General features: G+C 71.5%; 18 protein-coding genes. 8 read left to right on the top strand and 10 right to left on the bottom strand.

The annotated features are described in order from the left end of the window. Positions 1 to 118: 118 nt before the first annotated feature. Positions 119 to 1,195 (top strand): phosphotransferase family protein, encoded by a 1,077-nt coding sequence (locus ACBJ59_RS05875; protein WP_375109141.1) that lies wholly within the window; start codon positions 119 to 121, stop codon positions 1,193 to 1,195. Here ACBJ59_RS05875 and ACBJ59_RS05870 read toward each other — a convergent pair. Further along, positions 1,177 to 1,851 carry a response regulator gene (locus tag ACBJ59_RS05870; RefSeq protein WP_375109140.1) on the bottom strand — a complete coding sequence of 225 codons (675 nt, stop codon included), beginning with the start codon at positions 1,849 to 1,851 and terminating at the stop codon, positions 1,177 to 1,179. The genes ACBJ59_RS05875 and ACBJ59_RS05870 overlap by 19 nt on opposite strands. Next, on the bottom strand, positions 1,848 to 3,092 hold the full coding sequence (locus tag ACBJ59_RS05865) for a sensor histidine kinase (protein ID WP_375109139.1): 1,245 nt from the start codon (positions 3,090 to 3,092) through the stop codon (positions 1,848 to 1,850). The genes ACBJ59_RS05870 and ACBJ59_RS05865 overlap by 4 nt, the downstream gene beginning before the upstream one ends. A 110-nt stretch (positions 3,093 to 3,202) precedes the next feature. On the opposite strand from ACBJ59_RS05865, the gene ACBJ59_RS05860 reads away from it, so the two are divergent. The 3 genes from ACBJ59_RS05860 to ACBJ59_RS05850 all read left to right on the top strand — a co-directional run bounded on the left by ACBJ59_RS05860 (position 3,203) and on the right by ACBJ59_RS05850 (position 5,609). Then, on the top strand, positions 3,203 to 3,430 hold the full coding sequence (locus tag ACBJ59_RS05860; RefSeq protein WP_375109138.1) for a hypothetical protein: 228 nt from the start codon (positions 3,203 to 3,205) through the stop codon (positions 3,428 to 3,430). Further along, positions 3,427 to 3,918: a PH domain-containing protein gene (locus tag ACBJ59_RS05855; RefSeq protein WP_375109137.1), complete on the top strand. Its 492-nt coding sequence runs from the start codon at positions 3,427 to 3,429 to the stop codon at positions 3,916 to 3,918. The genes ACBJ59_RS05860 and ACBJ59_RS05855 overlap by 4 nt, the downstream gene beginning before the upstream one ends. Positions 3,919 to 4,109: 191 nt before the next feature. Next, on the top strand, positions 4,110 to 5,609 hold the full coding sequence (locus ACBJ59_RS05850; RefSeq protein WP_375109136.1) for a PH domain-containing protein: 1,500 nt from the start codon (positions 4,110 to 4,112) through the stop codon (positions 5,607 to 5,609). Between the two features lie 154 nt (positions 5,610 to 5,763). Here ACBJ59_RS05850 and ACBJ59_RS05845 read toward each other — a convergent pair whose 3' ends face one another. The 3 genes from ACBJ59_RS05845 to ACBJ59_RS05835 all read right to left on the bottom strand — a co-directional run bounded on the left by ACBJ59_RS05845 (position 5,764) and on the right by ACBJ59_RS05835 (position 10,371). Further along, positions 5,764 to 7,332: a hypothetical protein gene (locus ACBJ59_RS05845; RefSeq protein ID WP_375109135.1), complete on the bottom strand. Its 1,569-nt coding sequence runs from the start codon at positions 7,330 to 7,332 to the stop codon at positions 5,764 to 5,766. A gap of 86 nt (positions 7,333 to 7,418) precedes the next feature. Further along, on the bottom strand, positions 7,419 to 8,879 hold the full coding sequence (locus ACBJ59_RS05840; RefSeq protein ID WP_375109134.1) for a serine/threonine-protein kinase: 1,461 nt from the start codon (positions 8,877 to 8,879) through the stop codon (positions 7,419 to 7,421). Further along, positions 8,869 to 10,371, bottom strand: a complete 1,503-nt coding sequence (locus ACBJ59_RS05835; RefSeq protein ID WP_375109133.1) for a serine/threonine-protein kinase — start codon at positions 10,369 to 10,371, stop codon at positions 8,869 to 8,871. Before ACBJ59_RS05835 ends, ACBJ59_RS05840 begins: the two co-directional genes overlap by 11 nt. A gap of 75 nt (positions 10,372 to 10,446) precedes the next feature. Here ACBJ59_RS05835 and ACBJ59_RS05830 point away from each other — a divergent pair, with 75 nt between their 5' ends. Together ACBJ59_RS05830 and ACBJ59_RS05825 are read left to right on the top strand one after the other, a co-directional pair. Next, the gene (locus ACBJ59_RS05830) at positions 10,447 to 12,171 is read left to right on the top strand and encodes a DEDD exonuclease domain-containing protein (RefSeq protein ID WP_375109132.1); all 1,725 of its coding nucleotides are present in this window, start codon (positions 10,447 to 10,449) and stop codon (positions 12,169 to 12,171) included. A gap of 17 nt (positions 12,172 to 12,188) precedes the next feature. Continuing rightward, the gene (locus tag ACBJ59_RS05825; protein WP_364113453.1) at positions 12,189 to 12,476 is read left to right on the top strand and encodes an Lrp/AsnC ligand binding domain-containing protein; all 288 of its coding nucleotides are present in this window, start codon (positions 12,189 to 12,191) and stop codon (positions 12,474 to 12,476) included. Between the two features lie 264 nt (positions 12,477 to 12,740). Here the strand turns inward: ACBJ59_RS05825 and ACBJ59_RS05820 are convergent, their stop codons facing one another. Genes ACBJ59_RS05820 through ACBJ59_RS05805 form a run of 4 tightly spaced genes read right to left on the bottom strand, consistent with a single transcriptional unit; the run spans position 12,741 to position 16,982 of the window. Continuing rightward, complete coding sequence (locus tag ACBJ59_RS05820) at positions 12,741 to 14,399, bottom strand: cytochrome bc complex cytochrome b subunit (RefSeq protein ID WP_375109131.1); 1,659 nt, start codon at positions 14,397 to 14,399, stop codon at positions 12,741 to 12,743. Beyond that, positions 14,396 to 15,508 (bottom strand): Rieske 2Fe-2S domain-containing protein, encoded by a 1,113-nt coding sequence (locus tag ACBJ59_RS05815; protein ID WP_375109130.1) that lies wholly within the window; start codon positions 15,506 to 15,508, stop codon positions 14,396 to 14,398. The genes ACBJ59_RS05820 and ACBJ59_RS05815 overlap by 4 nt, the downstream gene beginning before the upstream one ends. Then, the gene (locus ACBJ59_RS05810; protein ID WP_375109129.1) at positions 15,505 to 16,314 is read right to left on the bottom strand and encodes a c-type cytochrome; all 810 of its coding nucleotides are present in this window, start codon (positions 16,312 to 16,314) and stop codon (positions 15,505 to 15,507) included. The genes ACBJ59_RS05815 and ACBJ59_RS05810 overlap by 4 nt, the downstream gene beginning before the upstream one ends. 14 nt (positions 16,315 to 16,328) lie before the next feature. Continuing rightward, positions 16,329 to 16,982 (bottom strand): heme-copper oxidase subunit III, encoded by a 654-nt coding sequence (locus tag ACBJ59_RS05805; protein ID WP_375109128.1) that lies wholly within the window; start codon positions 16,980 to 16,982, stop codon positions 16,329 to 16,331. Positions 16,983 to 17,161: 179 nt separating this feature from the next. On the opposite strand from ACBJ59_RS05805, the gene ACBJ59_RS05800 reads away from it, so the two are divergent. Then, positions 17,162 to 17,587 (top strand): hypothetical protein, encoded by a 426-nt coding sequence (locus ACBJ59_RS05800; protein WP_375109127.1) that lies wholly within the window; start codon positions 17,162 to 17,164, stop codon positions 17,585 to 17,587. A gap of 6 nt (positions 17,588 to 17,593) precedes the next feature. Next, complete coding sequence (gene trpD / locus ACBJ59_RS05795; RefSeq protein ID WP_375109126.1) at positions 17,594 to 18,640, top strand: anthranilate phosphoribosyltransferase; 1,047 nt, start codon at positions 17,594 to 17,596, stop codon at positions 18,638 to 18,640. A 350-nt stretch (positions 18,641 to 18,990) separates the two neighbouring features. Here the strand turns inward: trpD and ACBJ59_RS05790 are convergent, their stop codons facing one another. Further along, the gene (locus ACBJ59_RS05790; RefSeq protein WP_375109125.1) at positions 18,991 to 20,199 is read right to left on the bottom strand and encodes an Ig-like domain-containing protein; all 1,209 of its coding nucleotides are present in this window, start codon (positions 20,197 to 20,199) and stop codon (positions 18,991 to 18,993) included. Between the last annotated feature and the right edge of the window lie 130 nt (positions 20,200 to 20,329).

Below are 20,329 nucleotides of genomic sequence, written 5' to 3'. Positions count from 1 at the left end.
TTTCAGACAAGGGTACGGCTGTTGCGTACCTGACCGTAACGGCCACTCCTGTATGGACAAGCGCTTGCTAGGCGGTATACGACTGTCGAAGGGCAGATGTCCAGGCGGGAGACCCACGGTGACCGAGCAGATGCGCACCTCCACACGTGACCTGGAAGAACTGCGTCGACGCGCCACCGCCTGGCTGCGCGGCCGGGTCGGCGGAGACGCCACGGTGTCTGAGATGTCCAGGCCCTCGGGCAACGGCCTGTCGAGCGAGACCCTCTTCTTCACCGCTACGTGGAGTGGGAGCTCCTCGCGCTGCGTGGCCAGGCTCGCACCTGCGCCGGAGGCCGTTCCGGTCTTCCCTTCCTACGATCTGCGGGCCCAGTTCGAGATGATGCGGCTGGCCAGGGAAAAAGCTGGGATCCCAGCGCCCCTGGCCCTCTGGTTCGAGCCTGACCCCGAGCCGCTGGGCACCCCGTTCTTCGTCATGGAGCAGGCGGAGGGCGAGGTGCCGCCGGACGTGATGCCGTACACGTTCGGGGGCTGGCTGCACGACGCCTCCCCCGAGGACCAGCGCGGGCTGCAGGACGCGAGCGTGGGGATCCTGGCGGCGCTGCACGAAAGCGCGTTCACGCCGCGGGAGCTGGCCCCGTTCGGGCCCGCCGGGCTGCGCGCGCACGTCGACGCGCAGCGCGCCTACTACGAATGGGCGCACGGCGCGCACCGCATCCCGGTGCTGGAGCGCGCGTTCGGCTGGCTGGAGGAGCACTGGCCGGAGAATCCCGGGCCCGACGTGCTCACCTGGGGTGACTCCCGGATCGGCAACATCATGTACCAGAAGTTCCGCCCGGTCGCGGTGCTCGACTGGGAGATGGCCGCCGTGGGGCCGCGCGAGCTGGACCTGTCCTGGATGATCTTCCTGCACCGGTTCTTCCAGGACCTCACGGTCGGTGCGGGCCTGCCCGGTATGCCCGGCTTCATGCGCCGCGAGGACGTCTGCCGCACCTACCGGGAGCTGACCGGCTACGAGCCGCGCGACCTGGACTTCTACGAGATGTACGCCGCCCTCCGCCACGGCGTCATCATGGCCAGGGTCTGGCAGCGCCGGATCCATTTCGGCGAGCAGCCCATGCCGGACGACCCCGACGACCTGGTGCTGCACCGGGCCACCATCGAGCAGCTGCTGGCCGGCTACGAGCCGGCGTCGTAGACGAGCAGCGCCACCTGGACGCGGTTGTTGAGGTGGAGCTTGGTGAGGATGCGTGAGACGTGCGCCTTGACCGTGGGCACGCTCATGTAGAGCTCGCGCCCGATCTCGGCGTTCGACTTGCCCTGCCCCACGGCGGTGGCCACCTCCCGCTCGCGCTCGCTGAGCCGCCGGAGCAGCTTCCTGGCCCGTTCGGTACGCTCCCCCGCCCCGCCGTCGGACACGTGCGTGATGAGCTGCCGCGTCACCGCCGGCGACAGGATCGGCTCCCCGGCGGCCACCTTCCTGATCGCCTGCACCAGGTCACCCGGCGCGATGTCCTTCAGCAGGAACCCGGCCGCCCCCGCCCGCAGCGCCCGCAGCACCTGGGCGTCGGCGTGGAACGTGGTCAGCACCACCACCTCGGGCGGCGCGGCCGTGCGGCGCAGCGTCTCGGTGGCGGTGAGCCCGTCGATGCCGGGCATGCGGATGTCCATCAACACCACGTCGGGCCGGTACCGGGTCACCAGGGGCGGCACCTCGGCCCCGTCGCCGGCCTCCGCGACGATCTCGATGTCGCCCGTGCCGCCGAGGATCATCGACAGCCCGGCCCGCACCATCGCGTCGTCGTCCACGATCAGCACCCTGATCGGGCCGCCCTCGGCCGTGGGAATGGTCACTGGTCTTCCTCCCGGGTGGTCTCCACCGGCCACGGCAGCCACGCGCGCACCACGAACTCGCCCTCCGGTGTCGCGCCGTGCTCCAGCCGGCCGCCCGCCAGCTCCGCCCGCTCCGTCAGGCCGATGAGCCCGGCGCCGGCCCCCGGGATGCGCGCGCCGTGGCGTGCCCACAGGCGGTTGCGCACCTCCACCGACAGCCCCCCGCCGCGCGTTCCCTCGACGGTGACGGTCACCGGCACCCCGCCCGCGTGCTTGCGCGCGTTGGTGAGCGCCTCCTGGACGATGCGGTAGAGGTTGCGGCCCGGCCCCTCCGGCGCCTCACCGGCCCGCAGGTCGAGCCGTACGTCCATGCCCGCCTGCCGGCACTCCTCGACCAGCGCCGGCAGGTTCGCCAGCGTGGGCTGCGGCCGGTCGGGCACCATGCCGCCCCCGTCGTCGTCCCCGTCGGAGGTCGAGTGGCGCAGCACGCCGATCACCTCGCGCAGGTCCTGCAGCGCCAGGTGGGCGTTGGTCCTGATGGCGCCGGCCGCCCTGGCGATCTCCGCGGGCGGCGCGTCCGGCCGGAACTCCAGCGCCCCCGCGTGCAGGCTGAGCATCGAGATGCGGTGCGCCAGCACGTCGTGCATCTCCCTGGCGATGCGCTCGCGTTCGAGCCGCTTGGCCTCCTCCGCGGCGGTGTCGGCGCGCTCGCGCAGCGACCAGACGAGCTGCCGCCTGGCCCTGATCACGATGCCCCACGCGAACACGGTCAGCACGATCGCCACGCCCAGCGCGGCCGCCCAGCCCCTGTCCAGGTCGCTCTGGGGCCGCAGGATCACGTAGGGGGCCAGCGTGATGAGGCTGAGCAGCGTGATCGGCCCGGAGACCTTGAACGGCCGGTGCACCGCCACCGTGAACAGCGCCACCACCGAGGCCCCGCCGACCAGCTCCAGGTAGGAGGACAGGACGGTCAGCACCACCGCGAGCCCGACCGGCCACCTGCGCCGCAGCCACACCGACGCGCACGCCAGCGCCCCCGTCACCTGCTCGACGGTGAGCAGCGGCTCGGGCTGTTGCTGCGTCTCGAGCTCGATCAGGGACAGGAACGTCAGGCCGCAGGCCATCAGGAACATGACGGTGTCGACGATCCAGTCGCGCGTCGAGCGCCGCACGCGCCGGCCCTCGCGGGCGTCACCGAGCAGCACGGACGGCAGCGCCCACCGGTATTCGTGGGCGGGACCGTCTCCCCGCAGTTCCGTCACGTTCATCGAGGTTAGGCCCTGCCGGCGGTACGGCGACAGCGACCAAAGTCGGTGTCGGCCGAGACCTACGGCCGACGCGGGCGGCCCGCGCGAGCGGCGAGGCTGATGGCATGCAAGCGGTGTTGACGGTGTTCGGCTGGCTGCTGCTCCTCCAGGGTGTGGGCGGCCTGGTGAACACCCTGCTCGGATGGTGGCGGTGGGCGCACGACCTGCTCGTGGTCAACCTCCTGCCGTTCTTGAAGGGATATGAGGTGTTCGCGGCCATCGTGATCGGCGTGCTCGGCTTCGTGCTGCTCGCCGTCGCCGAGTCGGTGAAGAGCACGGAGGGCGGGGAATGAGCGGGACCACGTTGCGCCCGCCGCGCAACCAGGCCGATCCGCGGGCGGTCCCGTGGTGGACGGTGCAGTGGCTGATCCTCATGGTGCCGGTGGCGGGGGCGGCGGTGGCGGCGTACTGGATCTTCACGGACCGGGCCGTCTGGCTGGGCGCCGTCGTGGCGGTGTTCGCGGCCGGGTGCCTGGTGCTGGCCGTGGTGGCGCCGCGGGCCTCGTACCGGGTGGAGCGCTGGGAGGTCACCGACCAGGCGGTCTACACGCGCAAGGGGTGGCTGACGCACACCTGGCGGGTGGCGCCGATGTCGCGGATCCAGCGGGTCGACACCGCGCGGGGGCCGGTGCAGCGGCTGTTCGGGCTGGCAGACGTCACGGTGACCACCGCCTCCTCGGCCGGGGCGATCAAGATCGAGGCCCTGGACCACGAGGTGGCGGCCGAGCTGGCCGAGCGCCTGACCGCGATCACCCAGGCCACGCCGGGGGACGCGACGTGAAGGCGGAGCGGGACACACCGGACGGCACGGTGACAGAGCACAGGACAGGGGCCGGGGCAGGAGCAGGGGCAGGAGCAGGGACAGGGGCTGAGACCGGGACATGGACAGGGGCTGAGGCAGGGGCCGGGACGGCGGGCGGGAGGCCGGCTGGGGGTGGGGCGGTGGCCGGGACGGCGGGCGGAGGTGCGGCCGTGACCGCGGGTGATGGGTGGCGGCGGCTGTCGGGGCGGAGCCTGTGGGCCTCGGCGGTCAAGTCGCTGGCGCTCGTGGCGGGCGCGACAGCGGGCCTGGTGCGCTTCCTGACCGGCCGCGACTGGCCGGTCGGCGGCGTGGTGGCGGTCTGCGCGGGTGCGGCGGTGCTGATCGTCGCCGCCGTGGTGGCGTACGACGTGCTCCGGCTGCGCGCCACCCGCTGGCGGCTCACCCCCGATCGCCTCGAACTGCGCTCGGGCATCACCACCCGCCAGCACCGCTCGTTCCCGCGCGACCGGGTGCGCAGCGTCGATCTGCGCGCCGATCCGGTGAACCGGGTGTTCGGCCTGACCGTGGTCAAGGTCGGCACGGGAGAGCACGCCGCCGACGGGTCCGAGCTCGCGCTGGACCCGCTGGACCGGCACGAGGCCGAGGCCCTGCGGCGGACCCTGCTGCGCCAGGAGACCGCCGAGGAGACCGGGGACGGGCCGCCGCTGGCGGAGCTGCGCTGGTCGTGGATCAGGTACGCGCCGCTGTCGGTGTGGACGTTCACGGGCGCGGCGGTGCTGCTCGGCGCGCTGTTCAAGGCGCTCGGCTCGTTCGGGGTCAAGAGCTTCGCCACCCGCCTGGCGACCGGCCTGTGGGAGTGGGTGGTGGCGCAGCCGCTGCTGGCGGTCCCGCTGCTGCTGGCGGCGAACCTGGCCGTCGGCGTCCTGGGCTCGGTCCTGCTGTTCGCCGAGGCGTGGGGCCGCTACCGCCTCGACCGCGAGCCCGGCCGGCTCCGGCTGCGCCGCGGCCTGCTGACCACCCGGTCCCTGACGCTGGAGGAGCGCCGGCTGCGCGGCGTGGAGCTCGGCGAACCCCTGCTGCTGCGGCTCGGCGGCGCGGCCAGGGTCACGACCATCGCCACCGGGCTGGGCAGGAAGCCCGACGACGAGACCGAGGACGCGGCCGCGCTCACCCCGCCGGTCCCCCGCGCCCTGGCCCTCCGGATCGCCGCCCGGGTCTCCGGCGCCGGGTTGCCCCCGCTGGTGCCGCACCCGCCGGCGGCCCGGCGCAGGCGGGTCGTCAGGGCCGTCGTGGCGGCGGCGGTGGCCGTCGCGGCGGCCGCGTGGCCGTGGCCCTGGGTGTGGGTGGGGAACTGGGTGTGGGTGGGGCCAGTGGTCGTGGCGGCGTACGGGCTGTGGCTCGCGGTGGCGAGCGCCGCGAGCCTCGGTCACGCGCTGGGGGCCCGCCACCTCGTCACCCGCAGGGGCGCCGTGGTCCGGCGGACGATCGCGCTCGACCGCCGGGGCATCGCGGGCTGGACGGTCACCGAATCGTTCTTCCAGCGGCGCTCCGGCCTGCTGACCGTCACCGCGACCACGGGCGCCGGAAGGGGTCACTACGAGGTGGTCGACGTGGGCCGCGGCGAGGGCCTGGAGCTGGCCGCGCGGGCCGTCCCCGGCCTGCTCGAACCGTTCCTGGCCCGGGAGAGGCAGCTCCGGGAAAAGCAATGAGCCGCGTGATCCCCCATGCGTTTGCCCATGCCCCTGTACTGGACAAACCTGATCGCGCGGCTCAGATTGCTTGCCTACTTAAAGGTATTTGTCCGACTTGCAGCCGGGTTGCAACCCCATTAACCGCCGTCAGTGCTCGCCAGTCAGGTACGCCCTAGCTCCCGGCGGGCTGCTTCGCCAGCGCCTCCAGGTACGCCCTGGACAGGGTGAGCGCGCCCGCCATCGCTTCCTTCTCGGACATGAGCTCGACCTTGGGCGAGTTGGTCTGCTCGTCCGCCGGCCGCTGGTGGCCGGAGTAGTCGACCCGGACGACCACCGAGCCCTTGCGCATGAGCACCGTGCCGCTGGAGGCCGAGACCGCGCCCTGCCTGGTCTGCACGAACTGCCGGTAGGCCTGGTCGCCCAGCCCCTTGACGTCGGCCAGCTTGCCCCAGGTGATGCCGCCCATGGAGGAGTCGGCGGTGAACTTGTCGCCGCCCTGTTCGCTCACGTAGTAGGCCTTGGCCGCGGGCTCGTCCACCGCGCCCGCCCGGTTGGTGAACCGGTGCACGGTGATCATCGCGCTGCGGATCTTCGTGACGCCCTCGCCGCCGGAGAGGTCCAGGTTGAGCCAGCGGCACTCGGTCTGCCGGTCGCTGCCGGCCTCGGTGCCGCGCGCCCGGGTGGTGGGCTCGGGCACCAGCCGCGTGGCCGTCGCGGTGACGGCCGCGCAGTCGGCGGGGAAGGAGGCCAGCACGGTGGGCGAGGGCGTCGGGCGGGCGCTCGGCGAGAGTGTCGGCGACGGCGACGGCGACTTCTCGGCCTTGGCCAGCACGTTCGGGTGCTGCGCCTGCCAGGCGGCCACGCCCTTGGCGAAGTGCGCGACCAGGCCGCTGACCTCGCGGATGGCGTTGGCCTCGGTGACCGCCTGCGTGGTCTCGTTGCTCAGGATCTGGGCGTCCTTGCGCTGCTGGCCCGCCTGGTATTTGACCTCGATCGTCATGTCGCCGACGCGGGCGTGGGCGGTGCCGTAGGCGTACCAGAGCAGCTTGCCGTCGCGGCGCCAGGTGTATTGGGCGAACGCGCCGTCGCCGACGCCCGGGATGTCCTTGATCGGGGAGATGTACTGCTTCTCGTCGGGGTCGAGGGACGGCTTGGCGGTCTCGCCGTATTTGCCGCCGCGGTATTCGACCTCGTACGAGTTCTGTGCCATCGCCCGCCCGGTCTTGGCCCCTTCGCCCTTGTGCTGCTCGACCCTGACGTCGATCTCCCGGCTGCGCCAGAACTCGCCGAACGAGATGCGCTGGTTCATCCAGTTGCAGGTGAAGTTGACCGTGTAGTCGCTGTCCCTGGACGACCTGGCCACGGTCGCGTCCGGCACCAGCCGGTCGGCCTCGTCCTTGGGCAGCATGGCGCACACGTCGGGGGCCGTCGCGGCGGCCTGGGGCTGCCGGGACGGCGACGTCTGGACCTGCGGGGGCGAGGTGACGCCGGAGATCTTGCCGTACAGGAAGTAGGCCCCCACGCCGCCCGCCGCGACCAGCACGACGAGGGCGGCGGCCAGCGTGGGCAGCACCCAGGCGGGCCGCCCCGGCCTCGGGGGCGGCGGCATGGGAGGGCCGGGGAGCGGGCCCATCGGAGGCCCCATGAAAGGCCCGGTGGACGGCATGCCCGGCGGCTGGAACTGCCTGCCTGGCACCTGGTGAGGGGTGGTGGGCGGCTCGTACTGGCTTCCGGGGTTCACTGGCGGGACTCCTGGGGTTGCCCTGACATGCGGGGAGACATGCTAGTCACGCCCCTTGCAAGGGGCTTGCAGCACCGTCCACGGCCTCATCGCGACAGCGCCGCCGAGACCAGGCGGGCCGCGGCGACGGCCGCCTCCTTGTCCGCCGGGGCGGTGGCCGCCGCGTCCTCACGGTGCCAGATCACCTCGCCCAGCAGATTACTCGTGCGGAAGAGCAGCGTGCTGTACGCGGTGCCGCTGTCGGTGGAGGTCAGGTAGTACTTGAAGGTGTTCTGGACGATCGCCGCCTCCCCCACCCCCGTGACGTCGGCGACCGCGCCGCGCTTCCAGCGCCGGTCACTGCCCTCCGCGGCGGCGCGGGTGGTCTTCTCGCTGGCGAAACGGCGCTGCGCCACCTCGGGGCCGCCGAGGTCGCCGGTGGGGCGATCCACCCAGGCCCGCACGACGAGCCGGCGGGCCGAGACGGTGCCCTCGCGGATGAGCCACTGGCACTCGCCGGGCCGGGTGAGGCTGCGCTCGGGGGCGCCCTTCATGAGCCGGGCGGCCTCGGCGCCGCTGAGCAGGGAGCAGGGGTCGGGCGCCGTGGCGTAGGCGCCGGTCTCCTGGTCGGGCCCGCCGAGGGCGGAGGCGGCGTACCAGCCGCCCCCGCCCAGCGCCACCACGGCGGCGAGCGCGGCGGGCAGCAGCCACCAGCGGCGGCGGGCGGCGGGGCGGTGGGGGCGGGGAGCCGTGTCGGGGTCGGTCAGCGGGATCAGCGCCTGGCGGATCTGCGCCGCGGTGGGGCGGGTCGCGGGGTCCTTGGCGAGCATGGCCATCAGCAGGCCGCCCAGGTCACGGCCGGCCCTGGCCGGGAACGGCGCCTGGTGCAGCAGCACCGCGGCCGCGACCGCGGCGGGCAGCTCCCGCTCGAAGGGCGCGCGGCCCTCCACCGCGGTGTACAGGCTGGCGCCCAGCGACCACAGGTCGGAGGCGGGGCCGGAGGGCTCCTCGTTGAGCCGCTCGGGGGCCATGTAGCCGGGCGAGCCCGCGCTGCCGTACCGGTCGCCCCGCCCGCCCATCGGCGCGGCGATGCCGAAGTCGGTGAGCATGGCCGAGCCGTCGCCGTCGAGCAGGATGTTGGCCGGCTTGACGTCCTGGTGCAGCATGCCGTGCGCGTGCGCCACCTCCAGTGCCGACAGCACGCGCAGCCCGATCGCGGCCACGGACGAGGGGGGCAGCGGCCCCCGCTCCTTGATCACCTTGTCCAGGGAGCGGCCGGTGACCAGGTCCATGATGATCCACGGCTGGTCGCCCTCGAGGACGACGTCGTGCACCAGCACGATGGCCGGGTCGCGCAGCCGGCCCGCCGACCTGGCCTCGTGGATGGCCCGGTCGGCGAACTCCGCCCGCTCGTACGGGCTCATCCCCTGCGGCACCCGCACCTGCTTGACGGCGACCTGCCGGTCGAGCGTCTCGTCGATCGCGCGCCACACCGTGCCCGCGCCGCCCTGCCCGAGCCGCTCGATCAGCCGGTAACGCCCGGCCAGCAGGTAGAGGTCACCGGGCATTGCGCAACGCCTGCTCGCTCGCCTGGGCGGCTCTCAGGGCCGCCTGCCTGACGTCCTCGTCGGTCGGCTTGTCGGCGAGCGTGGCGTATTCGACGCTCACCACCAGGTTGGCCAGCCGGTAGAAGACGTGGGCGGAGTGCACCCGGCCCGTGGATCCCTTCAGCTCGAAGCCGAACGCCTCCTCGCCGAGGCCGGTGATCTGGTGCACGGGGGTGCGCTTTGCCTTCCTGGAGGTCTTCACGCCGATCTCGGGCCAGGTCCAGTCGATGTCCTCGTATTTGGACCAGTAGCGCTTCTGGTTCTGGAAGAGCGCGCGGGCCGAGACGTCGGTCATGGACCACGGGTCGACGGTGTCGGAGTCCTTCTGCAACTGCAGGCCCACGCCGGTGCCCGGGACCGGCCAGCCGCACTTGGGGCCCACCTCGTCGGAGTCGGGCTGGGCCTTGGGCGGGCTCTGCGTGCGCAGCAGCCTGCCGACCTCCTGCTGCGGGATCAGCGTGCACACGTCCATCGGCACGGTGAACGCCGCCTGCGCCGCGCCGTCCTGCCGGTTCAGCAGCAGGAAGGCGGCCGCGCCCGCCGCGACGACCACGACCGTGCCGGCGGCGATCCAGAGCGCGGCCCGGCCGCGCCGCGTGACCGTGCCGGGCACGGTCACGTCGTGGCTGGCGGGCAGCCGGGGCGCGGGCCCGCCCGCGGCGACCTGCCTGAGCGCCTGGACGGCCACGGCCGGATCGGGACGGGCGGCGGGGTGCTGCGCCATCATGGCGGCCAGCAGCGGCCCGAGCGGGCCCGGCGCGACGGGCACCGGCTCCATCAGCGTGGCGCGCACCCGCTGGGCCACCGACCCCGCGTAGGCCGGCGCGCCCGTCACGGCGACGTAGAGGGTGGCGCCGAGCGACCACAGGTCGCTGGCCGGGCCGCCGGGCTGGCCGTCGAGCCGCTCGGGCGCGATGAAACCGGGCGAGCCGATCATCATCCCGTGCTCGGTGAGCGAGGCCTGCCCCTCCTGCCTGGCGATGCCGAAGTCGGTGAGCACCACCCGGCCGCTCTCGGTCAGGAAGACGTTGCCCGGCTTGACGTCGCGGTGCTGCAGCCCCTGGGCGTGGGCGACGCCCAGCGCCTCCAGGACGTCGGCGCCGATCCGCGCGGCGTGAGCGGGCGGCATGGGGCCGAACTCGCGTACGGTCTCGGCCAGCGTGCGGCCCCGCAGCAGCTCCATGACCAGCCACGGCCGGTCCTGCTCCACGACGACGTCGTGCAGCGCCACGATGCCGGGGTGGCGCAGCCGCGCGGTGGCCTGCGCCTCGCGCACGGCCCTGGTCACCGAGTCGGAGCGCTCTTTGGGCGACATGCCTTCGGGCAGCGTGAGCTCCTTGACCGCGACATCGCGATCAAGCATCTCGTCCCTGGCCAGCCACACCGTCCCCATGCCGCCCGCGCCCAGGGGGCGCAGCAGGGAGTAGCGGCCGGCAAGTCTTCCCGCGGACATAAAGGGAAGGGTAACTAAAGACCAAGAGGGGTGGTGACTCGTTCCTGTCGGTCCCCCTCTCTATGGTCTTGGTTCGTGGATCCGGTTCAAGGCACTCTCGACGAGCTCGGCACCCCGCTGAGCGACGTCACGTTCGTCGTGTTCGACCTCGAGACGACCGGCGGCGCGCCTGCCGAGGACGCCATCACCGAGATCGGCGCGGTCAAGGTGCGGGCGGGCGAGGTGCTCGGCGAGTTCTCCACGCTGGTCGATCCGGGAGGGCCGATACCGCCGTTCATCTCCGTGCTGACCGGCATCACCGACGCCATGGTCATGGCCGCGCCGAAGATCGAGTCGGTGCTGCCGAGCTTCCTCGAGTTCATCCGCGGGGCCACGCTGGTGGCCCACAACGCCGGCTTCGACACCCGCTTCGTCAAGGCCGCCTGCGCCGCGCTCGGCTATCCCCCGCCGGCCAACCCGGTCGTCGACACCGTCGACCTGGCCAGGCGCGTGCTGACCCGCGACGAGACGCCCAACGCCAAGCTGGCCACGCTGGCCAGGTTCTTCCGCAGCCCGGTCGAGCCGTGCCACCGCGCCCTGCAGGACGCCAGGGCCACCGTGGACGTGCTGCACGGGCTGATCGAGCGGGCCGGGTCCTTCCAGGTCCACACGCTGGAGGAGCTCAAGTCATTCGTCCGGGCCCCCACGCCGGAGCAGCAGCGCAAGCGCCATCTGGCCGAGTCCGTGCCCCACGCGCCCGGCGTCTACCTCTTCGAGGACGAGCGCGGAGAGGTCCTCTACATCGGCAAGAGCACCAACCTGCGCAACCGGGTGCGCTCCTACTTCACGGCCGGCGAGACCCGTCCGCGCATCCGGGAGATGATCGGCATCGCCGAGCGGGTGCGCCACATCGTCTGCTCGACCGCGCTGGAGGCGGAGGTGCGGGAGCTGCGCCTGATCGGCGGCGCCAAGCCGCGCTACAACCGCCGCTCCCGCTTCCCGGAGAAGATGGTGTGGCTCAAGCTCACCTCCGAGGTGTTCCCGCGCCTGTCGATCGTGCGCGAGCTCAAGGACGACGGCGCCACCTACCTGGGTCCCTTCAGCAGCGCCCGCCTGGCCGACGACGCCCGCATCGCCCTGCACGAGGCGGTCCCGCTGCGCCAGTGCACCCAGCCGGTCACGCTGCGCACCCGGCGGGCAGCCTGCGTGCTGCACGAGATGGGCCGCTGCGGCGCCCCGTGCGAGGGCCGGGAGAGCCCGGAGGAATACGCGCTGCACGTCGAGAGCGCGCGCCGCGCCATGACGCTCGACGCCTCGCCCGTCTTCACCGCCGTGTCGGCCCGCATGGAGCGGCTCTCGGTCGAGCAGCGCTACGAGGAGGCGTCCGTCGACCGTGACCGGCTGGCCGCGTTCGTCCGCACGGCGGCCCGCATGCAGCGCCTCAGCGCCATCACCCGCATCCCGCAGCTCGTCGCCGCCAGCCCGGCGTTCGGCGGCGGCTGGGACATCCACGTCGTCCGCTACGGGCGGCTGGCCGGGGCCGGGGTCATGCCGAAAGGCACCCATCCCACCGCTTTCGTGGCCTCGCTGACGGCCACCGCCGAGGTGGTGCTCCCCGGGCCCGGCCCGGTCCACGCCGCCAGCGCCGAGGAGACCGAGTGCATCCTGCGCTGGCTGGAGTCACCCGGGGTGCGGCTGGTGGAGGTGGACGGGGAGTGGAGCCTGCCCGCGCGGGGCGCAGCCCGCCACAAGGCGCGCATCGACCTCGCCTACCGCCATCTCGACCAGCGCCGCAATCGGGAGGGGCGACCTTTGGGGTGAAACGATAGAGTTGATGCATGGTCACGGCTATCGTCCACATCAATGCAGAGGTAGACCGGATCCCGGAGGTCGCCCAGACGATCGCCGAGATCGAGGGGGTCAGCGAGGTCTACTCCATCACCGGCGAATACGACCTGCTGGCCATGGTCAGGGTCGCCGCGTACGAGGAGATCGCCGAGGTCGTCCCGGGGCGGATCAACAAGGTGGCCGGGGTGCTCCACACCGAGACGCACATCGCCTTCCGCGCCTACTCCAGGCACGACCTGGACGCGGCCTTCTCGATCGGCTTCCCCGAGGCCGACTGACCGCCGCCACGAGGACCGGCCCTCCAGGGGGTCCGCTGCCGCATGCCCACGAACCGGGGCCTGCGCGGTGCGGCCTCGACACCCCGGCCCAGGCGGCACGCCTCGGGGCGCCCGCACCACCCGCGCCCCCATGCGAACAGGTCCCGTTGCGCCACCCCGTTCTCCGCCGCGCCGGACCGGCGGCGCCGTCCCACCACCCGGAACGCCGGACGGGCCCGGACGAGGAGATCCTCGTCCGGGCCCGTCCGGTTCGTGGCGTCAGGGTCAGTGACTGATGCTGCGGTCGTCGCCACCGGAGCCGATGGCGGCGTGCTCCTCCTCGTGCCCGTGCCCATGCCCGTCGTCCAGCGGGATCTTCTCCCCGCCGTACGCCTTCGACATGCGCCCGCGCAGCTTGCCGAGCGGGCCGCGCATGCCCTTCGGCGGGATGCCCGAGGTGTCCTCGTCCACCGGCAGCATCGGCACCGGCGTCTTGCCGCGCATGTGGGCCTCGATGTCCTCCGACGGAGGCGTGTGGACCTCGATGAACTCACCGTGCGGCAGCCGCTTGATCACGCCCGACTCCACGCCGTGCGAGATGACGGCCTGGTCGGACCGCTGCAGGCCGAGGCACATGCGGTAGGTGATCAGGTAGGCCAGCGCCGGGGCGACGAAGATCAGCACTCGACCGGCGTAGGTCGTGTGGTTGAGGCTGACGTGGAAGTTCGCCGCGATCTCGTCGTTGGCGCCGAGCAGCCACAGCACACCGTAGAACGTGATCGCCGACATGCCGATCGAGGTGCGGTGCGGGTTGTTGCGCGGACGGTCGGCGACGTGGTGCTCGCGGTTGTCGCCGGTCACCCAGCGTTCCAGGAACGGGTAGAGCGCCAGGCCCGTCATGATGATGCCCATCGGCACCAGCGCCGGGATGATGACGCTCAGCGGCAGCGTGCCCGCGTGGGACGTGCCGAAGAGGTTGATCTCCCACGGCGGCATGATGCGCAGCGCGCCTTCGAGGAAGCCCATGTAGAAGTCGGGCTGCGAACCGGCCGACACGTCCGCGGGCGTGTAGGGGCCGAACAGCCAGATCGGGTTGATCTGGGTGAACGTCGCCAGACCGCTGATCACGGCCAGCGTGAACAGGAAGTACGCGCCCGCCTTGGCCATGAAGGCCGGGTAGAACGGCGCGCCCACCACGTTCTTGTTGTCGCGGCCCTTGCCCGGCATCTGCGTGTGCTTCTGCACCCACATGAGCACCATGTGCGCCGAGATCAGCGCCAGCAGGATGCCCGGGATGAGCAGGATGTGCAGCGAGTAGAACCGGGAGATGACATCCTCACCCGGATATTCCCCGCCGAACAGGAAGAACGTGATGTACGTCCCCACCAGCGGCAGCGAGATCGCCACACCCTCGGTGATCCGCAGACCGGCGCCGGAGAGCAGGTCGTCGGGGAGGGAGTAGCCGGTCAGACCCTCGGCCAGCGCCAGCGTCAGCAGCAGCACGCCGATGATCCAGTTGAGCTCGCGCGGCTTGCGGTAGGCGCCGGTGAAGAACACGCGCAGCGCGTGCACCATCATGCCGGCAACGAAGAGCAGGGCCGCCCAGTGGTGCATCTGCCGCATGAGCAGACCACCACGGACGTCGAAGCTGAGCTCCAGCGACGATGCGTAGGCCTCGGACATCAGGACGCCCTTGAGCGGCGCGTACGAGCCGTCGTAGGCGATCTCCATCATGCTGGGCTTGAACCAGAGCGTCAGGAACGTACCGGTCAGCAGCAGGATGATGAAGGAGTAGAGCGCGATCTCGCCCAGCAGGAACGACCAGTGGTCCGGGAAGATCTTGCGCATGTTGCGCTTGAGGAAGTTGGCCCCGCCGAGGCGCTCGTCGAGGAAGTTCGACGGCCCGGCGATGGCCTTCGGCGTCGTCTTCAGCTCGTCACTCATGCCTGGCCTCCCTTCGACCTGGCCTCGGCCTCGGCGTCACCGCGTTCCCAGTAGCTGGGGCCGACCGGCACGTCGAAGTCACCCTGGGCGATGAGGTAACCCTCGGCGTCGACGGTGATCGGCAGCTGCGGCAGCGGCCGCGCGGCCGGGCCGAAGATGACCTTCGCACCGTCGGCGGCGTCGAACGTCGACTGGTGACACGGGCAGAGGATGTGGTGGGTGTTCTGCTCGTACAGGGCCGCGGGGCAGCCCACGTGGGTGCAGATCTTGGAGTACGCCACGATGCCGTCGTGCGTCCAGTTCTGCCGGACGCCGCTCTTGATCTCCTCCGGACGGAACTTGATCAGGATGAGCGTGGCCTTGGCCAGAGCGGTCAGGTCGTGCTGGTAGCCCTCGGGGACGACCGACAGGATGCCGCCGGGCGAGTTGAAGTCGGCCGCCCTGATGGGCTGGCCGGTGCCCTCGACGACGAGCCTGAGCGGCTTGCCCTCCTTGGTCTTCTCACCCCAGACCGTGTGCCGCAGCGTCTTGTTGAACTTGGCGCCGGGCATCTTGCTGTTGTCGAGGTCGCGCAGCAGCACCAGCGGCACCAGGCCGAGCGGCGCGGCCGCGAGCAGCAGCGTGCGGCGCAGCAGCTTGCGCTTGACGAAGCCGCTCTCGTTGGCGCCCTGGATGAACGTCTCCGACACGACCTCGCGGTCGTCCTCGTCGGAGGCCATCGCGTGGCGCTCCTGGACCAGGGAGTATTTCGGCATGATCTGGCGGACCCAGATCACGATGCCGACCGCCAGGCCGAGGATCGCCACCGTGAGCGAGCCGCCCAGCGCCAGGTTGGACGTGCCCGTCGCCTCGGGGCTGCCGACCTGGAACACGACGTAGGAGATGATGAACGCGATGGCGGCCAGGAAGGTGATCGTGAAGCAGAGCGCCACGATCTTCTCGGCCTTGCGGGCCTTGGTCTCGTCCTGGAGCGTGACGCCCGGGACGTCCTCTTCGGCTTCGGCCGCCTCGGCGGTGCCGAGCATCGAGGTGCCCGGCGCGGGGGTGCCGATGACGCGCTTGGGGACGCGGTCGTCCGGCTGCTCGATCTCGTGCTCGTTGTCTGTCATGACTTCTGTCGCTTCTTCGCGGTGATCCAGATGGCGGCGAGTGCGAGGGCCGCGATGCCCACCACCCACGCTACGAGACCTTCGGTGACCGGGCCAATGCGGCCGAGGCCGAAACCACCGGGGTCCTTCTGCTCACGGACCTGGGTGATGTAAGCGATCATGCTGCGCTTCTCTTCGGGCGTGATCGTCGAGTCGTTGAAGACCGGCATCGCCTGCGGCCCGGTGACCATCGCCTCGTAGATCTGCGTCGGCGTCGCCTCGTTGAGGTTGGGGGCGTACTTGCCCTGCGTGAGGGCGCCACCCGCGCCGACCCAGTTGTGGCACTGGATGCAGTTGGCGCGGAACAGCTCGCCGCCCTTGCCGGCGTCACCGAGCTTCGGGTCCACCTGCTCGTGGCCCGGCACCTGCGGGCCGCCGCCGAGCGACTGCACGTAGGCCGAGATCTGCCGCGTCGTCGTCTCGTTGACCCAGGGGGCCAGGGGCTTGCGCGGAGCCTGCGGCCCCGGCGCGCCGGCCGGCATGCGCCCGGTGCTCATCTGGAAGTCGACGGCCGCGGCGCCGACGCCGATGAGCGTGGGCGCCGTGGTGGTGCCCTGCGCGCTCATGCCATGGCAGCTCGAACAGTGCTGGACGAACAGGCTCTTGCCCTCGGCCACGTCATCGACCTTGCCCGCCGCCAATGCCGCGTCGGCGGGCTTACCCACCTGGACAAAGGCGGTGTATGCCATCCCGACCAGCGCCAACGCGAAAATCAGGACGGCGTATCTCGCGAGGGGATGCCGCCGCCAAGCGGTGATCCTAGTCACAGAGATCCCGTTCCTTAACGAATGATGTAGATGGTCGCGAAAAGACCGATCCAGACGACGTCTACGAAGTGCCAGTAGTAGGACACGACGATCGCGCTGGTGGCCTGCTCATGCGTGAAGCGCTTCGCGGCGTACGTGCGTCCCAGCATGAACAGGAACGCGATCAGGCCACCGGTCACGTGCAGGCCGTGGAAGCCCGTCGTCAGGTAGAACACCGAGGTGTAGGCGTTAGCGGACAAGGTCGCGCCCTCTGACGCCAGCTCCATGTACTCGTACAGCTGCCCGGCGACGAAGACCGCGCCCATGAGGAAGCTGACGATGTACCAGAAGCGGAGCTTGCCGACCTGCCCCTTCTCCGCGGCCCACACGCCCAGCTGGCACGTCACACTCGACAGGACCAGGATGATCGTGTTGACCGTCGCGAACGGGATGTTCAGGTGAGCGCCCTCGGCGAGCTCGAGGCCCGCCTTGTGCAGCGCGGGGCCCCATACGAGGCCCTGGCCCTCGCTCACCGACCGGATGGTGAAGTACATCGCGAACAGCGCCGCGAAGAACATGAGCTCAGAGGACAGCCAGACGATCGTGCCCACGCTGACCAAGTTGGGTCTGCGGTACGACTGTGCTGTCGTCGTCGAAGTTATTGCGGATGCTGTCGCCACGGGCAGCATTATTGCGGCTCCGGTGGTCGGTCCGGCGCACGACCCCCCGTTAGGAGGTACAAACCGGGAGCCAACCTGGGATAATCGACACAAAACACCCACCAGGCATGGTGGCCTGGGTCTGCACCCCGACGCACCGGTACGATCCCAGGTGACCATACCGTTTCGACTGATAGTGAGCGCGACCGATGTCCACTGGGAGCACCGACGAGAAGATGAAGGTCCTCGTCTACAGCGATGACGCCTCCACCAGGGCCGAGGTGAGCCAGGCCATCGGCAGGCGCCCCGCGGCCGACGTACCCCTCGTGGAGATCGTCGAGTGCGCCACCGAGCCCAAGGTCCACCAGTGGCTCGGCTCGGGCGAGATCGACGTGGCGGTCCTCGACGGCGAGACGCAGCCCGCGGGCGGCATGGGCGTCGCGCGCCAGGCCAAGGACGAGGTCTACGACTGCCCGCCCATCTGCCTGATCATCGCCAGGCGCGACGACCGCTGGCTGGCCGACTGGTCCAAGGCCGACGCCGTGGTGCCGCAGCCCCTGGAGCCCATGGTCCTGGCCGACACGGTGGCCGACCTGATGCGCCGTCGCTCCTCCACCCGCCTCAACGCTAAGTAGGTGCCCATGGACTCCCGGACGACCTGGCCCACCCTGCTTTCCGCTCTCCTGTCCGGAGAGCACCTCACATCCGACGAGTCGGCCTGGGCGATGCGGGAGATCATGTCCGGCGCCGCGACGCCCTCCCAGATCGCCGGCTTCGTGATCGCGCTGCGCGCCAAGGGCGAGACGGTGGCCGAGGTGGTGGGCCTGGCCCGCACCATGCTCGACCTGGCCACGCCGCTGAGCGTGGAGGGCCCCGTGGTCGACGTCGTCGGCACGGGCGGCGACCGGGCGCACACCGTCAACGTCTCCACGATGGCCGCCATCGTGGCCGCCGCCGCGGGCGCGCGCGTCGTCAAGCACGGCAACCGCGCCGCCTCGTCCTCCTGCGGCGCCGCCGACGTCCTCGAGCACCTGGGCATCCGGCTCGACCTCACGCCCGAGCAGACCGCGCAGGTGGCGCGCGAGGCGGGCATCGCCTTCTGCTTCGCGCCGGTCTACCACCCCGCGCTGCGCTTCGCCGGCCCCACGCGCAAGGAGATCGGGGTGCCCACGGTCTTCAACTTCCTGGGCCCGCTCACCAACCCGGCCCGCCCGGCCGCCCAGGCCATCGGCGTCTACGACGCCGCCATGCTGCCGGTGCTCGCGGGCGTCTTCGCCGAGCGCGGGGTCTCCGCCCTGGTCTTCCGCGGCGACGACGGCCTCGACGAGCTCACCATCGCCGCCACCTCGACCGTCTGGGTCGTCAAGGACGGCACGGCGACGCAGACCACCTTCGACCCGGCCGTGCTCGGCATCCCGCGCGCCGACGTGGGCGCGCTGCGGGGCGGGGACGTGGCGTTCAACGCCCAGGCGGTCCATGACCTGGTGCGGGGGAAGACGGGGCCGGTCCGCGACGCGGTGCTCCTCAACGCCGCCGCGGCCCTGGTGGCGCTCGACGGGCCGGGGGACGATCTGGACTCGGCCATGATCGACGGCTACGCCCGCGCGGTCCAGGCCGTCGACTCCGGCGCCGCCGCCGCGGTCCTGGACCGCTGGGTCGAAGCCAGCAGCTCCTTCCGCCCCGCCTGACCCCCACCCCACCCCGGACTCCCCGGGCCCACGCGGCCAACCCGCTGGGCCCGCCCGACCCACCCCGGGCCACGCACCACCCACCCGGGCCTGCCCGGCCATGGCCAAAGCGCCACGTCCCCGGGCCACCGCCTCGCCCGCCCCGTAACCCGTCGGTGCTCCCTCGTGGGCAGGGCACCTCAGCAGGCGGGCGCGCCTTGCCACGGGCCACGCGTCAGGGGCGCTCTTCCGGGCGTCGTCCCTCAGACAGACATCCGGGACGTTTCAGGCGTCCGCGTGGCGTGACCCCGCCGACGCGCCACCGAGCAACCGCCCACCACGGCCGGCGCAGGAGGCGAAGCCCCCGCCGGTCAGGGCAGGGTCGTGGTCGGGCCGGCCTTGAGCGCGCTCCACTTGAGCCACTGCTTCCAGGTCTCCTGCCAGTGCCCCCACCCGTTCGTGGGCTCCAGCTTCCGGGGCGACCCCGTGATGATGATCGGATCCCCGATCAACGTGTGCTTGATGAACCACGCCGCGTTGGCCGGGCTGATGTTCACGCACCCATGGCTGACGTTCGAGTTCCCCTGCGACCCCACCGACCACGGCGCGCTGTGCACGTACTCGCCGCTGTTGGAGATCCGCACGGTGTTGTACACGGTCAGCTGGTAGTACCCGGGCGAGCCCGGTCCGATGCCCGGCGAGGTCATCACCGTGACGGGCTCGCGCGACATGGCCAGATGGATGCCGGAGGTCGTGTAGTACTTCCACTGCCCGCCCTGCCCCGCGCTCATCGGCATGGTGCGGATCTTCTTCCCGTCCCGCCGGACCACCAGCACGTGCTCGTTGGTGCTGCCCTTGGTGATCTGCGAGCGGCCGATCTTGAAGTCGAGCCGTACGTCCCGCTTGCCGTACATGCCCGGCCCCCCGCGCACCCCCGCCAGCTTGGCCTCCACGCGCACCTTCGTGTGCGCCGGCCAGTACTTCTGCGGCCGGAAGTCCACGTGCTGGCTGTCGAACCAGTGCCAGGCCCCCTCCACCGGCTTGGAGCTGTGGATGCTGAGGTTGCGCTCGACGGCGACCCGGTCGGTCACCGGCTTGTCGAAGGCGATCATGACGGGCATGCCGACCCCGACGGTGAGGCCGGTGTCGTCCTTGTTCGGGGTGATGGTCTTGATGTCGAACGTCTGCTTGCCCTTGACCGTCCTGAACGTGCTGCGCGTCTCATTCTGCTTGCCCGCGGCGTCCACGGACACGGCGGTCACGGTGTAGTCGGTGCTCGGCCGGGCGGTGCCGACGCTGCGCCAGCGGGTGCCGTCGGAGCTCAGGACGCCTTTGAGCGGCCCCGACTTGCCGCCTTCCACCTGTACGCTCCTCAGCTTGCCCCCATGGGCCGAAACCACCACGGGCTGGTCCGTGGGCACGTTCGAGGTCTTGTCCGCCGGAGAGACCCCCACAGGGGCGCTGCGTGCCCCGCCCGCCATCGCGACCCCCTCGGGCTCCTCGGCCGGGCCGGCCGCCGAGCACGCCGTCAGCAGCGCCAAGGCCAGCAGGCCGGCCGATCCATACGCTCCGCGCCCCACGAGTACTCCCTCGCCCAAGATCCAACCACTTCTGCCTCCTTTATTACCCTGAGTGATCGAATCACCACATCCGCGCCCTGGTAAAGAACACCAAAAAGCGGGCGTCTCCCGTGAGGGAGAGCGCCCGCTC

Origin of the sequence: Nonomuraea sp. MTCD27, assembly GCF_041950495.1 — a bacterium.
GTDB lineage: Bacteria > Actinomycetota > Actinomycetes > Streptosporangiales > Streptosporangiaceae > Nonomuraea.
Note: the sequence above shows the minus strand (reverse complement) of the source record. Positions and strands in the feature narration are given on the sequence as shown.